General features: G+C 71.4%; 16 protein-coding genes and 1 pseudogene. 9 read left to right on the top strand and 8 right to left on the bottom strand.

The annotated features are described in order from the left end of the window. Positions 1-110: 110 nt before the first annotated feature. A pseudogene (locus MFF21_RS07945) lies at positions 111-1477 on the top strand (cytochrome P450). A gap of 87 nt (positions 1478-1564) precedes the next feature. Here MFF21_RS07945 and minE read toward each other — a convergent pair. Genes minE through minC (MFF21_RS07930) form a run of 3 tightly spaced genes read right to left on the bottom strand, consistent with a single transcriptional unit; the run spans position 1565 to position 3342 of the window. Then, the gene (minE, locus tag MFF21_RS07940; RefSeq protein WP_238310615.1) at positions 1565-1837 is read right to left on the bottom strand and encodes a cell division topological specificity factor MinE; all 273 of its coding nucleotides are present in this window, start codon (positions 1835-1837) and stop codon (positions 1565-1567) included. Continuing rightward, complete coding sequence (gene minD / locus MFF21_RS07935) at positions 1834-2649, bottom strand: septum site-determining protein MinD (protein WP_238310614.1); 816 nt, start codon at positions 2647-2649, stop codon at positions 1834-1836. The genes minE and minD overlap by 4 nt, the downstream gene beginning before the upstream one ends. A 12-nt stretch (positions 2650-2661) precedes the next feature. Next, positions 2662-3342 carry a septum site-determining protein MinC gene (gene minC, locus MFF21_RS07930; RefSeq protein ID WP_238310613.1) on the bottom strand — a complete coding sequence of 227 codons (681 nt, stop codon included), beginning with the start codon at positions 3340-3342 and terminating at the stop codon, positions 2662-2664. A 408-nt stretch (positions 3343-3750) separates the two neighbouring features. Between minC (MFF21_RS07930) and MFF21_RS07925 the strand changes: the two genes are divergently transcribed. Both MFF21_RS07925 and MFF21_RS07920 read left to right on the top strand, forming a co-directional pair. After that, on the top strand, positions 3751-3951 hold the full coding sequence (locus MFF21_RS07925) for a hypothetical protein (protein ID WP_238310612.1): 201 nt from the start codon (positions 3751-3753) through the stop codon (positions 3949-3951). Then, entirely contained in the window at positions 3948-4142 is a 195-nt protein-coding gene (locus tag MFF21_RS07920) for a hypothetical protein (protein WP_238310611.1), read from the top strand. Before MFF21_RS07925 ends, MFF21_RS07920 begins: the two co-directional genes overlap by 4 nt. A gap of 30 nt (positions 4143-4172) precedes the next feature. On the opposite strand, the gene minC (MFF21_RS07915) is transcribed toward MFF21_RS07920, so the two are convergent. After that, complete coding sequence (minC, locus tag MFF21_RS07915; protein ID WP_238310906.1) at positions 4173-4844, bottom strand: septum site-determining protein MinC; 672 nt, start codon at positions 4842-4844, stop codon at positions 4173-4175. A gap of 325 nt (positions 4845-5169) precedes the next feature. Here minC (MFF21_RS07915) and MFF21_RS07910 point away from each other — a divergent pair, with 325 nt between their 5' ends. The 3 genes from MFF21_RS07910 (at position 5170) to typA (ending at position 8059) form a co-directional block, all read left to right on the top strand. Continuing rightward, positions 5170-5535: an antitoxin Xre/MbcA/ParS toxin-binding domain-containing protein gene (locus tag MFF21_RS07910; protein WP_373324955.1), complete on the top strand. Its 366-nt coding sequence runs from the start codon at positions 5170-5172 to the stop codon at positions 5533-5535. Continuing rightward, positions 5501-6040 carry an RES family NAD+ phosphorylase gene (locus MFF21_RS07905; protein WP_373324972.1) on the top strand — a complete coding sequence of 180 codons (540 nt, stop codon included), beginning with the start codon at positions 5501-5503 and terminating at the stop codon, positions 6038-6040. The genes MFF21_RS07910 and MFF21_RS07905 overlap by 35 nt, the downstream gene beginning before the upstream one ends. 192 nt (positions 6041-6232) lie before the next feature. Further along, a complete protein-coding gene (gene typA, locus MFF21_RS07900) occupies positions 6233-8059 on the top strand; it encodes a translational GTPase TypA (protein ID WP_238310608.1) in 1827 nt (608 codons plus the stop codon). A 73-nt stretch (positions 8060-8132) separates the two neighbouring features. Here typA and MFF21_RS07895 read toward each other — a convergent pair whose 3' ends face one another. After that, positions 8133-8354, bottom strand: coding sequence for a hypothetical protein (locus MFF21_RS07895; protein WP_238310607.1), 222 nt, complete (start codon positions 8352-8354; stop codon positions 8133-8135). 432 nt (positions 8355-8786) lie between these two features. Between MFF21_RS07895 and MFF21_RS07890 the strand changes: the two genes are divergently transcribed. Then, positions 8787-9359, top strand: a complete 573-nt coding sequence (locus MFF21_RS07890; RefSeq protein WP_238310606.1) for a fasciclin domain-containing protein — start codon at positions 8787-8789, stop codon at positions 9357-9359. Positions 9360-9438: 79 nt separating this feature from the next. Here the strand turns inward: MFF21_RS07890 and MFF21_RS07885 are convergent, their stop codons facing one another. Together MFF21_RS07885 and MFF21_RS07880 are read right to left on the bottom strand one after the other, a co-directional pair. Further along, positions 9439-10134, bottom strand: a complete 696-nt coding sequence (locus tag MFF21_RS07885; RefSeq protein ID WP_238310605.1) for an anti-sigma factor — start codon at positions 10132-10134, stop codon at positions 9439-9441. Beyond that, positions 10131-10682: a sigma-70 family RNA polymerase sigma factor gene (locus MFF21_RS07880; protein WP_238310604.1), complete on the bottom strand. Its 552-nt coding sequence runs from the start codon at positions 10680-10682 to the stop codon at positions 10131-10133. The genes MFF21_RS07885 and MFF21_RS07880 overlap by 4 nt, the downstream gene beginning before the upstream one ends. 407 nt (positions 10683-11089) lie before the next feature. Between MFF21_RS07880 and MFF21_RS07875 the strand changes: the two genes are divergently transcribed. Further along, positions 11090-12064 (top strand): S1C family serine protease, encoded by a 975-nt coding sequence (locus MFF21_RS07875; protein ID WP_238310603.1) that lies wholly within the window; start codon positions 11090-11092, stop codon positions 12062-12064. Between the two features lie 31 nt (positions 12065-12095). Further along, positions 12096-13514 (top strand): methylenetetrahydrofolate--tRNA-(uracil(54)-C(5))-methyltransferase (FADH(2)-oxidizing) TrmFO, encoded by a 1419-nt coding sequence (gene trmFO, locus MFF21_RS07870; RefSeq protein ID WP_238310602.1) that lies wholly within the window; start codon positions 12096-12098, stop codon positions 13512-13514. A gap of 6 nt (positions 13515-13520) precedes the next feature. On the opposite strand, the gene MFF21_RS07865 is transcribed toward trmFO, so the two are convergent. Next, positions 13521-14063 carry a GNAT family N-acetyltransferase gene (locus MFF21_RS07865; RefSeq protein ID WP_238310601.1) on the bottom strand — a complete coding sequence of 181 codons (543 nt, stop codon included), beginning with the start codon at positions 14061-14063 and terminating at the stop codon, positions 13521-13523. Between the last annotated feature and the right edge of the window lie 56 nt (positions 14064-14119).

The following is a 14119-nucleotide window of genomic DNA, read 5'->3' as shown; positions in this document are numbered from 1 at the left end:
GTCAGCGGCGGTTCGCGCCCTGCCCTTTAACACGCGTTTACACGGCGGGCCGCCGCCGCATCACCGGAATGTCGGATGTCCGCCCCCGGCCGATGGGATAGGAACCGGGCATGGATGCCCTCGCTCTGCCCGTCTTCCCGCGGCTGGTGCCGCCGGTGCCGACACCTCCGGCGCGGGAGCTCTCGACCTGGCGCTTCGTGCGGGCGATGCGCATCAACGGCATCGGCTGCTGGCCGCACAGGCCTACGAGGCGCCGTATCTGCGCCGCCGCATCCTGGGGCGCACCCGCCTGACGATCAGCGATCCGGAGGCGGTGCGCCGGGTGCTCGTCGAGAACCTCGAGAACTACGTGCGCACGGCGATCACCGTGCGGATGCTGCGCCCGCTCCTGGGCGACGGGCTGCTGATCAGCGAGGGCGCGGCCTGGCGCCACCAGCGGCGCACCCTGAGCCCCGCCTTCACGCCCCGGGCGGTGGACCTGCTCATGCCCCACATCCTCTCGGCCACCGACGCGGCCCTGGACGCGCTCGCCGCCCCGGCCGAGGCCGGTCCGGTCGATCTCTTCGCTGCGCTCCAGCACCTCGCCCTGGAGATCGCCGGCCGCACCATGTTCTCCCTCGGCATGGGCCGGCATGGCCCGGCGCTCCGGCACCACGTCGTCGCCTATGCGGAGAAGCTCGGGCGCCCGCACGCCCTCGACGCGCTGCTGCCCCTGTCCTGGCGCACGCCCCTCGACCGGGCGCGGGCCCGGTTCCGCCGGGACTGGACGGGGTTCCTCGACGGGGTGATCGCCGAGCGGGCGGAACGGGGCGGCGGGGGCGCCCGCGACCTGCTCGACCTGCTCCAGGCGGCCCGCGATCCCGAGACCGGCGAGGGCTTCTCCGCCGAGGCCCTGCGCGACCAGGTCGCGACGATGATCCTGGCCGGCCACGAGACCACGGCGGTGACGCTGCTCTGGGCCTGCGTGCTGCTTGCCGATGCGCCGGAGATCCAGGAGGCGGTGTTCGCGGAGGGCCGCGCCGCCGGCACCGGCTCGGCCCAGGCCCTGCCCCTCACCCGGGCGGTGATCGAGGAGACCCTGCGGCTCTATCCGCCGGCCTTCGTGCTGGCGCGCAGGGCGCTCGCCGCCGACACCCTGTGCGGGCAGAGGGTCGCCCCCGGCGAGATCGTGGTGATCTCGCCCTGGCTGCTCCACCGCCATCGCGGGCTCTGGACCGATCCGGACGCCTTCGATCCCGGCCGCTTCCTGCCGGGCGCGGCGCCGGTGCGGCGCTTCGCCTACCTGCCCTTCGGGGCCGGCCCACGGGTCTGCATCGGGGCGCAATTCGCCCTGGCGGAAGCCGTGCTGGCCCTGGCGCGGCTCGTCGGCCGGTTCCGCCTCGATCGCGCCCAGGCACGCCCGGTGCTGCCGGCCGCGATCGTGACGACGCAGCCGGACCACGCCCCCGCCTTCCGCCTCGCGCCCCGGGCGGGGTGAGGCCCCGCGCGGCCGTGTGCGGTCAGGCCGAACGGAAACCGGGGCGGCCGCCTCTCGGCGATCGCCCCGGTTCCGGTGGGTGTCCGATCAACCCGCCGCCCGCTTGAGCGGTGCGGCCTCGACCGGGATCTCGATATCGACCCCGAGGGTCGAGACGCCCTGGCCGCGCTCGAGCTTGATCTGAACCTTGTCGCGCTCGACCGCGACGTGCTTGGCGATCACGGCGAGGATCTCCTCGCGCAGGGTGATCACCAGATCCGGGCGCCCGCTCTCCGCCCGCTCGTGGGCGAGGATGAGCTGAAGGCGCTCGCGCGCGACCGCGCTGGACGCGCGGGGCTTGAGGAAGGTCAAGACACTCATGCGGCCCTCCGAGTGAACAGCTTGTTGATCAGGGACTTGCGATCCGAGGGGATCGCCATCGGCACGGTCTCGCCCTTCAGGCGGCGCACGGCGTCGATATAGGCGCGGGCCGGGGCGGAGAGCGGGTTGTTGAGGGTCACCGGGCAGCCGACATTGGAGGCGCGCAGGACCTCGAGGCTCTCCGGGATGATGGCGAGCAGCGGGATCGACAGGATCTCGAGCACGTCCTCGACCTTCAGCATGTCGCCGCGATCGGCCCGGGCCGGGTCGAAGCGGGTCAGGATCAGGTGCTTCTCGATGGTGTCGCCCTTCTCGGCGCGCACGGTCTTGGAATCGAGGAGGCCGATGATCCGGTCGGAATCCCGCACCGAGGAGACCTCGGGGTTGGTCACCACCACGGCGACGTCGGCGTGGCGCATGGCGAGCTGGGCGCCGCGCTCGATGCCGGCGGGGCTGTCGCAGACGATCCAGTCGAACTTCTCGCGCAGCTCGTCCATCACCTTGGCCACGCCCTCGTCGGTGAGCGCGTCCTTGTCCCGGGTCTGGGAGGCGGGGAGCAGGGAGAGGTTGTCGAGGCGCTTGTCGCGGATCAGCGCCTGGGGAAGCTTGGCGTCGCCGTTGGTGACGTTGATGAGGTCGTAGACTACGCGCCGCTCGGCGCCCATCACCAGGTCGAGGTTGCGCAGGCCGACGTCGAAATCGACCACGCAGACCTTCTCGCCGGCCTGGGCCAGCGCCGCGCCGAGCGCGGCCGTGGTGGTGGTCTTGCCGACGCCGCCCTTGCCGGACGTGACACAAAGAACCTTGGCCATTCTCGTTTCCCCTTAACCCAAGGCTGCGATTCTGATGGCGCCGCCGTCGTTCCAGATCTGGACCGCTTGGCCGCGCAGGTGGGTGCCCATGTCCTCGGCCGTGCGGACGAGGCGGTCGATGCCGAGAAGCTCGGGCTCGAACTTGCGGCAGTAGATGCGTGCGCGCGGGTTGCGGGCGGCGCCCGCGATGGCCCGGCCGCGCAGGGCGCCATAGACGTGGATGGAGCCGCCCGCGAGGATCTCGGCGCCGGAGGACACCGAGCCCATCACCGTCACGTCCCCGTCCGGATGGACGATGGTCTGGCCGGAGCGCACCGATCCCTCGATGGTGAGGGAGGTCAGCGCGGGCTTCTCGGGCTCGGTCGGCACCTCCAGCACCGCGCCAGCATGGCCGCCAGCCAGAAGCGGCAGGCCGGCTTCGCCGAGCGCCGCATCCGCGCCCTGAAGGCCGAGGATGCGGACGTTGCGGGTGGCGAGATCCGCGATGAGGCCCGCCAGGATCTCCTTCTCCGGCCGCAGGGCCGCGAGGTCGAGGATCACCGCCTTGCCGTCGAGCAGGGTCGGCGAACGCTTCAGGGCGCCGTCGAGACCGGCGAGCCAGTCCTCGAGCGGGGCCTCCGGCGCCAGCACGGCCGCCCGGAAGGTGCGGCCCCGCAGGCTGAAGGTCCGGGGTTGTGGAGCGGTGCTGGTCACGGGCGTTTACGTTTCCTTACCGATGCTCCCATTGATGGCCGGGATGGTTACCGGGCGGTTAATTTTCCGCGGGCGCCCGGCAAAATTTGCCGGGACACATTCCGGCGGTGCTTCGGGCTGCCGGAGAAAAGCTTGCTCAGGCAAGGATTTGGCCCCCGGTGCGGGCGGCGGCGAACCTTAATCCGGCCCGGGATCGCAGGATCCCTGGATCCCGTGACGTCGGCGAATCGGCGATCCGGCCTCAGGATCTCGCCGAGATCGGTCATGGAAGACGCGGCGAAGATCCTGTGCGCGGGAGCGTATTCGCCGGGGCGAGGGCGACCTGGGCGAAGCAATTTTCCAGGACAGAGCGAGCCGAAATCAGTCCGGACCCTCGGCGCTGCCGCGAAAAGATGCTAGCGCGGCCGCATGCCGATCTGGGCCAAACTCCTCATCGTGCTCGGGGCCGCCCTCTTCGTGACGGGCGGCGGCTGGGTCTTCGAGATCCGGCTCTCGGCTGTCCATGGCTGGCTGCTCGAGCGCATCGGCCATACGGGCATGCGCCTCGTGATTGGAGCGATGGTCCTGGTCGGGGCCTGGGCCCTCTGGAACGAGATGGAGGACCGATGACGCGGCCCCTCGCCGTCTCGCTGCTCGCCCTCGCCCTCTATCTCGGCATCTGGGACTGCCTGCTCACGCTCGGCCTCTCGACCCTCCACGGGTGGCTGCGCGATCTCCTTGGCCAGACCGGCCTCTGGATCGCGATCGTGGCCACGACGCTGGGCGCGGGCTGGGTCGTGTGGGACGAGCGGGAGGAGTGATCCCGCGGGCCGTCGACCCGGAAGACGGCCTCAGTCGACGGGCAGGAGGATCATCGAATCGCCGTCGAGCCGGGCCTGCACCGCCTGGCCCCGCAGCTGGCCGCCGAGATCGTCGGCGGTCTTGTAGAGCCCGTCGATGGCGATGAGCTCCGGCTCGAACTTGCGGGCCAGGATGCGCGCATTGGGATCGCCCACCGCCCCGGCGATGGCCCGGCCCCGCAGGCTGCCATAGACGTGGATGGAGCCGCCCGCGATCACCTCCGAGCCGGAGGCGACGGAGCCGAGCACGGTCACGTCCCCGTCGAGATGCTGGATCACCTGGCCCGAGCGCACGGGCGCGTCGATCACGAAGGAGCGGTGGCGCGGCGCGGCCTGGGGAAGCGGCACGGGCGCCGGCGCCGCAGCGGCAGTGGCCGGCAGCGCGGGCTCGGGCGGGACGATGTCCTCCACCGGCTTGCCCCCGGCGAGCGGGGGCGGAAAACCGGGGCCGAGGGAGGTCGGGCCGATCCCCTCGATGCCGAGGATGGTGATGGAGCGCTGGTTGAGCGCCGCGCAGAGGTCGAGCAGGTCCGAGCGGTCGAAGCGCAGGCCGGTCACGTCGAGGATGATGGCGCGCACCGTGAAGAAGGCGGGGGCGCGCTCCTTCAGGGCGTCGAGCTCGGCGAGCCACAGGTCGATCGGCGGCACGGGGGCCAGCACCATCGCCAGGAAGGAACGGCCGCGGAAGCGGATCGGGGGACGGGCGGCGGTCACGGAAAATCTGGCCCTGTCGCTGGCGATGACATGTGCGGAGCCGTCGGCCTTCGCCGACGCCACCCCGCGTATCCCACGATCACCTCAGCGGCGAGGCCGTCAACACCTCATCCCGTTCCGCGTGTGGAGGGCGCCTCTGCGCGAGCCCGGCGGCGCGGGGAGGTCGCCGGACCGCGTCCACCGCTTGCCGGACCGGCAGGGCTTGCATAATCTGAGCACTGTCAGGATCAGGATGCGACCAATTCCTGCCCCGCCCGTTCAGCAGGATATGCCGATGAGCGCCCTGCCCTCCGTCGCCACCCTCTTCCGCGAGGCCGATGCGCCCTATCTTTCGCCGCGCCGGGTGGCGGAGGGGCTCGGTCTCACGCTGACCGAGCTCGCGCGGCTCGCCGGCATCTCGCGCAACACGCTGACGGCTTCCCGCGGAACGCGCTCCGTCGAGGGAGCCCTGAGCCCCATCGTGCGCATCATCGCCATGGCCGCGGAGATGACCGGCGACGAGATGCGGGCGGCGATCTGGTTCAAGCACCAGCCGATCCCGGGCTGGGCCGGCAAGACGGCCTACGACCTCGTGCGCGAGCACAAGGCGGATAAGGTCATCGCCTATCTCGAAGCGGTGCGCGCCGGCGTCTATGCCTGAGCCGGGAAGCCGGCTCGTCCTCTGGCGCGCCTACGTTCCCCGCTGGGCGCACGATCCTCTGTCCGGGGCCGGGGCGGCTCGCTTCGGCGGACGCTGGAACAGGATCGGGCAGCCCTGCCTCTACGCAGCCCGCGAGTTGTCGACGGCCTGGGCGGAATACAATCAGGGTTTCGTGCAGCATCCCGCCACCATCGCGCAGCTCATCCTCAAAGGGGCTCGTCTGGCCGATCTGACCGCGCCGGACGGCCTGCGGGGGCTCGGCCTGCCCGACGACCTGCACCGGGCGGAGTGGCGCGCGGATCTCGACGCGGGACGGCTGCCAGAGACGCATCGCGCGGCCGAACGGCTCCTTGAGGCGGGTTTCCACGGCCTGATCTATCCCTCCTTCATGTCCCGCGGCGGCACCTGCATCGCCCTGTGGCGCTGGAATGGCGAGGAGGGTCCGCGCCTGTCCGTCATCGACCCGGAGGGCCGCCTCCCAAAGACCGACGCGCCCTGGTTGTGAGGGCGGGCGCCGTCCCGCCCCCTGCCCGACGCGCCCCCTACCCCGCGCGCGGCGAATGACGGACGGCTTGCGGGAACAGGCCCTTCCCTTTATTGCGACGCGACACTGCCAGATTCCCGCCAGCCCGCCGTCGACGGTCGCGTCTGCCGCGCTCCGCCACGAGACGGGCTCGCCATGCTTCGAGAACCCCCGATGAAGCTGCGCAACATCGCCATCATCGCCCACGTCGACCACGGCAAGACCACGCTCGTCGACAAGCTGCTCCAGCAATCCGGCACCTTCCGCGAGAACCAGCGCGTGGAAGAGCGGGCGATGGACTCGAACGACCTCGAGAAGGAGCGTGGCATCACCATCCTGGCCAAGGCGACGTCGGTCGTCTGGAAGGACACCCGCATCAACATCGTGGACACCCCCGGCCACGCCGATTTCGGCGGCGAGGTCGAGCGCATCCTCTCGATGGTCGACGGCGTGATCGTGCTGGTCGACGCCGCCGAGGGCCCGATGCCGCAGACCAAGTTCGTGGTCTCGAAGGCGCTCAAGATCGGCCTGCGCCCGATCGTGGCGGTCAACAAGGTCGACCGGCCGGATGCCCGCATCAACGAGGTGGTCAACGAGGTCTTCGACCTCTTCGCCGCCCTCGACGCCACCGACGAGCAGCTCGACTTCCCGATCCTCTACGGCTCGGGCCGCAACGGCTGGATGGCGACCTCGCCGGAGGGCGATCCCTCCGAAGGTCTCGCCCCGCTCTTCGACCTGGTGCTGGAGCACGTGCCGCAGGCCAAGACCGAGGAAGGCGCCTTCTGCATGCTCGGCACGCTGCTGGAGGCCAACCCGTTCCTCGGCCGCATCATCACCGGCCGCATCGCCTCCGGCACCGTGAAGCCCAACCAGTCGATCAAGGTGCTCGACCGCGAGGGCAAGGTGGTCGAGACCGGCCGCGTCTCCAAGATCCTCGCCTTCCGCGGCCTGGAGCGCCAGCCGATCGAGGTCGGCGAGGCGGGCGACATCGTCTCCATCGCCGGCCTCCTGAAGGGCACGGTGGCCGATACCTTCTGCGACCCCTCCGTCAACACCCCGATCCAGGCGCAGCCGATCGACCCGCCCACCGTGACGATGTCCTTCATCGTCAACGATTCGCCGCTCGCCGGCACCGAGGGCGACAAGGTCACGAGCCGCATGATCCGCGACCGCCTGTTCAAGGAGGCCGAGGGCAACGTCACGCTGAAGATCGAGGAAGCCGCCGACAAGGACTCGTTCTACGTCTCCGGCCGCGGCGAGCTGCAGCTCTCGATCCTGATCGAGACCATGCGCCGCGAGGGCTTCGAGATCGCGGTGTCGCGTCCCCGCGTCGTCTTCGAGAAGGACGAGAACGGTGGTGTGCTGGAGCCCATCGAGGAGGTCGTGATCGACGTCGACGAGGAGCATTCCGGCGTCGTCGTGCAGAAGATGTCCGAGCGCAAGGCCGAGATGCTGGAGATGCGGCCCTCGGGCGGCGACCGCCTGCGCCTGGTCTTCCATGCTCCGACCCGCGGCCTGATCGGCTACCAGGGCGAGTTGATGACCGACACCCGCGGCACGGCGATCATGAACCGGCTGTTCAAGGCCTACGAGCCCTACAAGGGCGAGATGCCGGGCCGCCGCAACGGGGTGCTGATCTCCAACGACCAGGGCGAGGCCGTAGCCTATGCCATGTGGAACCTGGAGGACCGCGGCCCGATGATGATCGAGCCCGGCTGGAAGGTCTATCAAGGCATGATCGTCGGCGAGCACAACCGCGAGAACGATCTCGAGGTGAACGTGCTCAAGGGCAAGAAGCTCACCAACATCCGCACCACCTCCAAGGACGAGGCGGTGCGCCTGACCCCGCCGATCCGCATGACGCTCGAGCGCTCGCTGGCCTGGATCCAGGACGACGAGCTGGTCGAGGTGACTCCGAAGTCGATCCGCCTGCGCAAGGCCGTGCTCGACCCGAACGATCGCAAGCGCGCCGAGCGGGCCAAGGAAGCGCTTTCCGCCTGAGGCGAGCCGCCTCGGACGGGAATTTTGACGGGGCCGCTCCGATGGGGGCGGCCCTTTTCGTTCGCCTGGCGGGTCAGGCGCCGGCGCCCCGCCGCCGAGGCAGGGCTGCACAGCCGAGGTCGCGCAGGGCGGCCGGCGCGAAGGCGAGGCCCGGCATCAGCAGGGGACCGACCATCAGGATCCAGTAGGTGTCGTCGGGCCGGCCGACGAGCATGAAGGCGCAGAGATAGCCGCCGACGACGAGGGGGCCGGCCTGCGCCTCGACGAGGCTGAGCGTCGGGAGCCGCACGGTCACGAAGGGGCGCAGCGGGTAGTCCCGGGCCCGGTGCTCGGCGACGGCCGCGGCGTAGTAGCCGTCGCCGGCCGCGATGCGCGCCGCGATCGCCTGGTAGAGGGCAGCGTCGCCTTCCGCGGCCAGCGGATTCCCGCTCGCTGCCGGCGGCGCAGCGGGCGCGGGGACCGGCCGTGGGGTCGTCGATCCCGTCAGGATCCCGGCGGCGACGAGCAGGGCGAGGGCGGCCAGCAGCGCCCGGGCCTGCCGGGGAGCGGTCGGGAGAGGCTCCGAAGCCTCGCAGGGGCGCGTTAAGAAGACCGCCCATGGGCCCGCGAACGCCCCGGCCCGGCTCCAGCGCGATTATTCTACGCGCGCCGCGAAACTTCCGTTCCGACCCTGCCGTATCCCGCTCACGCCCCGCCATCGAGGGCGCGAAACGTTCAAGGATACGCCATGTTCAACCTCAGCCGGCCGCTTGCGCAGCGGGCCGCAACCCTCGCGCTCGCCTTCACGCTGGGCGCCGCCGTGCCTGCCGCAGCGCTCGCCAAGAACCCGATGGTCGGCGGCGCGCCGATGTATGCCTCGAAGACCATCGTCGAGAACGCGGTGAACTCGAAGGACCACACCACGCTGGTCGCCGCCGTGAAGGCCGCGGGCCTCGTCGACACCCTGTCCGGCCCCGGGCCGTTCACGGTGTTCGCCCCCACCAATGCCGCCTTCGCCAAGCTGCCCCCGGGCACGGTGGAGACGCTGGTGCAGCCGGCCAACAAGGCGACGCTCACCGCGATCCTGACCTACCACGTCGTCCCCGGCACCTACACCGCCAAGGACCTGATGGCCCTCGCGAAGCAGGGCGGCGGCGAGGCCCAGCTCAAGACGGCGCAGGGCGAGCCCCTCACCGTCACGACCAAGGGCAAGAAGGTCTACGTGACCGACGCCAAGGGCAACACCGCCACCGTGACCATTGCCAACGTGATGCAGTCGAACGGCGTCATCCACGTCATCAACGGCGTGCTGCAGCCCTGATCCGGGCGGGCGCGAGAAAGACGCAAGAACAGCCCCGGCTCACGAGAGCCGGGGTTTTTCATGCTTCCTGAGGGGCGCGCTACTCGCGGATCAGCTTGCCCGTGTAGATCACCTGCCCCGTCGGCTGGCCCGTGGGCGAGCCGCCCGGGGGCTCGACGGAGACGGCGATGACGCCCTCCCCGCGGGCGGTGGCCTCCTCCGGCAGGGTGATGCGGCTGGCGCGCTCGCCGAGCAGGCCGAGGGTCTTGGGCGCCTTGCCCGTCCCGACATACCAGAGCTCGAGGCTGCGGCCGGCCGGAGCCTGGGCGGCCACGGGGCGGACCTGGGCGGTGCCCGCCCGGGTGTCCACGCTGACGATCAGGGCCGGCAGGTCGCCGCCGCTCGTCACGACCGCGACGTAGCGGGAGTCGGGGGCCGGCGCCCGCAGGCCTGCGGCGACGAACAGGGCGAGTCCGGCCGCGACGAGGCCCGCCCCCGCGGTCGCGAGGCGCCAGCGCCGGAGCTGGGCGGAGAGGGCCGCCACGCGGTTGTCGTTGGCCGCCTCCGCCGGGGAGAGCCGGCGGGCGATGGCCTCCCAGGCGCCGGCCGGCGGCGCGACCGGGGGCACGCAGAGCGCCAGCGGCGCGAGCCGCCGTTCCCAATCCGCGACCCGGGCCGCGAGCCCGGGATCGGCGGCGAGGTCGCGGGCGAAGGCGGCGCGGGTTTCGGCGGGCAGCGTGCCGAGCACGTATTCCGCGGCACGCAGGTCCGGATCGTCGGGATGCTGGGCGCTCATGCCCGCGCCTCCAGGCAGCCTTTGAGGCTGGCGAGCGCCCGGTGCAGCCAGGTCTTGATCGTGTTCACGGGCCGGTCATGGATCTGGGCCAGTTCCTCCCGCGACAGGCCCTCGCAATAGGCCCGCACCACGCAGTCGCGATGGGCCGGGTCGAGTTGGCCCAGGCAATGCTGCAGGGCGTCCCGGTTCAGGAACGCGCCCGCCGCGTCGCTCGGATCGACGAGCCGCTCGAAGAAATCCTCGCCATCCTCGCTCACCGGCCCCTGGACCTCGCCCTTGCGCCGGATGACGTCGATCGCGCGGTGCCGCGCGACGGCGCAGAGCCAGGGGAGCGGCGGCCCCGCCTGTGCCGTGTAGGATCCCGCCGAGCGCCAGATCTTCAGGTAAACGTCCTGAAGCACGTCCTCGGCGAGGCTCCTGTCCCGCTGGATACGCAGGATCAGGCCGAAGAGTTTCGGCGCCGTGAGGTCGTAGAGGCTGCGCAGGGCCGCCGCGTCGCCCCCGGCGATCTGGGCGAGCAGCCGGCGGAGGGTCTCGTCCTCACGCAAGGCATGGCTCCCCGGCTGCGGCCCTGCGTGACATGGCGTGACGCCCCCCGATCCTTCGTTCGCGAGCCAGCCCGGTCGCCTCGCGAGGGCCGCCTCTCCTGTCTCGTCGCACCGCTTTTCCCTGCCGCCGGGCCGAGGTCCGGTCCGGCGATGAGCGCTTGCGCGAGAACGTTGCGCACAACCCTATCCGAGACCGGGCGCCTACGCCACGCCGAGGATCCCGCTGCCCCCAGAGGAGCTTCTCAGGAAGGCCGGGAAGGATCGAAGGCCCCCTGCGAGCTTGCGGCCCGTGACGATCCCGCCCGAACGCAGCCTGTCGCGTCGCGAGAGGCTGTCGCGAGGCGGGCCGGGTTCCTAGGTTAGGGGATGTCGGGCGATCCGCCCCGCGCCGAATCATCGAGAGCCGGATGAGCGTCCACGGCGATTTCAAGATTCCCGCCTCCGCCCAGCCCAAGCCGGGCGATTACGCTTACGATCTCGACCGGGCGCTCGCGGCGATGGTCTCCCTTTCGACGCGGGTGCCGCTCGAGGCCTTCACCGCCGAGACGCTGGGCACCGAGCGGGCCGGCAACGGCGTGGTGATCCGCGAGGACGGCCTCGTGCTCACCATCGGCTATCTCGTCATGGAGGCGGACACCGTCTGGCTGACCACCCATGACGGCCGCTCCGTGCCGGCGCATGTCGTCGGCTACGACGCGGTCACGGGTTTCGGCCTCGTGCAAGCTTTGGGCGATCTCGACCTGCCGGCCCTGGCCCTCGGCACGGCCTCCATCCTCAAGACCGGAGACCGGGCTGTGCTCGCCGGTGCGGGCGGGCGCAAGCACAGCGTCGCCGTGGAGCTGATCGGTCGGCAGGAATTCGCGGGCTACTGGGAATACGTGCTCGACGAGGCGCTGTTCACCGCCCCCTGCCATCCGCATTGGGGCGGCACGGGGTTGATCGGGCCCTCGGGCGAGCTCATCGGCATCGGCTCGCTGCAACTTCAGCAGGGCGGCACCGGGCCGGCGCGGGCGATCAACATGGTGGTGCCGATCGACCTGCTGCCGCCGATCCTGGAGGATCTCCAGACCCGCGGGCGCGCCGACCGCCCGCCCCGGCCCTGGCTCGGGCTCTACGCCACCGAGACGGAGGACGGCGTGGTGGTGATGGGGCTGACCGACGACGGGCCGGCCGAGAGCGCGGATCTGCGCCCGGGCGATATCCTCGCCGCGGTGGCGAACGAGCCGGTGCGCGACCTCGCCGGCTTCTTCCGGCAGGTCTGGGCCCTGGGCGATGCCGGCATCCGGGTGCCGCTGACCCTCCGCCGGGACGGCAGAACGCTCACGGTCTCGGTCACCTCGGTCGACCGCGAGGCCTTCCTGGTGCGGCCTCCGCTGCATTGATCGCAGGCCGGCGCAGGTCTATCCCGCGGCGATGAGTGACACTCCTATCCACGTCGTCGGCGGCGGTCTCGCCGGCTCCGAAGCCGCCTGGCAGATCGCGGAAGGCGGCCGCCGAGTCGTGCTCCACGAGATGCGGCCCGTCCGCGGTACCGACGCCCACCAGACCGACGGGCTCGCCGAGCTGGTCTGCTCCAATTCCTTCCGCTCGGACGACGCCAACGGCAACGCCGTCGGCCTGCTGCACCAGGAGATGCGGACTCTCGGCTCGCTGATCCTGCGCGCGGCCGATGCCCATCAAGTGCCCGCGGGCGGCGCGCTTGCCGTCGACCGGGAGGGCTTCGCCCGGGCCGTGACCGCGGCGCTGGAAGCCCATCCCAACGTGACGATCCAGCGCGAGGAGGTGGCGGGGCTACCCCCGGAAAGCTGGGGGCCGACCATCCTGGCCACCGGCCCCCTCACCTCCCCGGCCCTGGCCGAGGCGATCCGCGCCCTGACGGGGGCGGAATCCCTGGCCTTCTTCGATGCCATCGCCCCGATCGTGCACCGCGAGTCGATCGACATGGGCAAGGCCTGGTTCCAGTCGCGCTACGACAAGGCCGGGCCGGGGGGCACCGGGGCGGATTACCTCAACTGCCCGATGGACAAGGAGCAGTACGAGGCCTTCGTGCGGGCCCTGATCGAGGGCGAGAAGACCGTCTTCAAGGACTGGGAGGCCTCGACCCCCTATTTCGACGGCTGCCTGCCGATCGAGGTGATGGCCGAGCGCGGGCCGGAGACCCTGCGCCACGGGCCGATGAAGCCGGTCGGGCTCACAAACCCGCACAACCCGACCGTCAAGGCTTACGCCATCGTGCAACTGCGCCAGGACAACGCGCTGGGCACCCTGTTCAACATGGTCGGCTTCCAGACCAAGCTCCGTCATGCGGAGCAGGTCCGGGTCTTCCGCACGATCCCGGGCCTGGAGAACGCGGAGTTCGCCCGCCTCGGCGGCCTGCACCGCAACACCTATCTCGACAGCCCCCAGCTGCTCGACGCGACCCTGCGCCTGAAGGTGCGGCCGTCCCTGCGCTTCGCCGGCCAGATCACCGGCTGCGAGGGCTATGTGGAGAGCGCGGCGGTGGGGCTGATGGCCGGCCGCTTCGCCCTCGCCGAGGCGGAGGGCCGCGCGCTTGCGCCCCTGCCCGCCACCACGGCCCTCGGCGCCCTGATCGGCCACATCACCGGCGGGCATATCGCGGCCGAGGACGAGGGCGCCCCCCGTTCCTTCCAGCCGATGAACGTGAATTTCGGCCTGTTCCCGCCCCTGGAGCGGCTGCCGCGCAACGAAACCGGCAAGCGCCTGCGCGGCCCCGAGAAGGCGGCCCTGAAGAAGAAGGCGCTTACCGACCGGGCGCGGGCCGACCTCGCCGCCTGGATCGCCGGGGAGACGCCGCGGGCGGCGGCGGAGTAGTCCCCCTCACGGCCCCCGCCAGACGAAGACCCGCCGGCCCGGCCGGTGGCCGTCCTCGCCGGTATCCTCGAAGCCGAGCTTGCGCAGGAGGCCGCTCGAAGCCTCGTTCTGCGGGCGGCATTCGGCGACGAGCAGGCGGCGGGGATAGGCGCGCGCGAGCGTCCGCACGACGGCGCCGACCGCTTCCGCCGCATAGCCGCGCCCCCGTGCCGCGCCGCCCATCCAATAGCCGATCTCCACAGCCGCACTCGCCCGCAGATGGGTGCCGACCACGCCGAGCAGGGCCGGGTCCTCGCGTCCGCGCACGCCGAGGAAGACGTCGCGGCCCCGCTGCCCGCTGCCGATCAGGCTGCGGGCATCCTCGATCCGGAAGCGGTCGGGCAGGAAATCCACGGCGGCGGTGATGGCCGGATCGTCGGTGAGCGCCTGGAGGGCGGCGGCATCCTCGGGCACGAGCGGGGCGATGCGCAGGCGGTCGGTCTCGATCGCGGGCAGCCTGTCAAGGCGGTCCCGGCGCGGGCCGAGGCGGAGGGAGGCGAGGAGGCCCATGGGGAGAGAACTGGGCTCGGGGGATCCTACGGAAAGATACGTCCGAGCCGGATTTT

This window comes from Methylobacterium organophilum, assembly GCF_022179465.1.
Taxonomy (GTDB): Bacteria; Pseudomonadota; Alphaproteobacteria; order Rhizobiales; family Beijerinckiaceae; genus Methylobacterium; species Methylobacterium organophilum.
Note: the sequence above shows the minus strand (reverse complement) of the source record. Positions and strands in the feature narration are given on the sequence as shown.

Bases quoted from the DNA above. Each gene is read 5' to 3' on its own strand.
- minE (WP_238310615.1), bottom strand. From the start codon at position 1,837: ATGAGTGTCTTGACCTTCCTCAAGCCCCGCGCGTCCAGCGCGGTCGCG.
- minD (WP_238310614.1), bottom strand. From the start codon at position 2,649: ATGGCCAAGGTTCTTTGTGTCACGTCCGGCAAGGGCGGCGTCGGCAAG.
- MFF21_RS07925 (WP_238310612.1), top strand. From the start codon at position 3,751: ATGCCGATCTGGGCCAAACTCCTCATCGTGCTCGGGGCCGCCCTCTTC.
- MFF21_RS07920 (WP_238310611.1), top strand. From the start codon at position 3,948: ATGACGCGGCCCCTCGCCGTCTCGCTGCTCGCCCTCGCCCTCTATCTC.
- minC (WP_238310906.1), bottom strand. From the start codon at position 4,844: ATGGTGCTGGCCCCCGTGCCGCCGATCGACCTGTGGCTCGCCGAGCTC.
- MFF21_RS07910 (WP_373324955.1), top strand. From the start codon at position 5,170: ATGAGCGCCCTGCCCTCCGTCGCCACCCTCTTCCGCGAGGCCGATGCG.
- typA (WP_238310608.1), top strand. From the start codon at position 6,233: ATGAAGCTGCGCAACATCGCCATCATCGCCCACGTCGACCACGGCAAG.
- MFF21_RS07890 (WP_238310606.1), top strand. From the start codon at position 8,787: ATGTTCAACCTCAGCCGGCCGCTTGCGCAGCGGGCCGCAACCCTCGCG.
- MFF21_RS07885 (WP_238310605.1), bottom strand. From the start codon at position 10,134: ATGAGCGCCCAGCATCCCGACGATCCGGACCTGCGTGCCGCGGAATAC.
- MFF21_RS07875 (WP_238310603.1), top strand. From the start codon at position 11,090: ATGAGCGTCCACGGCGATTTCAAGATTCCCGCCTCCGCCCAGCCCAAG.
- trmFO (WP_238310602.1), top strand. From the start codon at position 12,096: ATGAGTGACACTCCTATCCACGTCGTCGGCGGCGGTCTCGCCGGCTCC.
- MFF21_RS07865 (WP_238310601.1), bottom strand. From the start codon at position 14,063: ATGGGCCTCCTCGCCTCCCTCCGCCTCGGCCCGCGCCGGGACCGCCTT.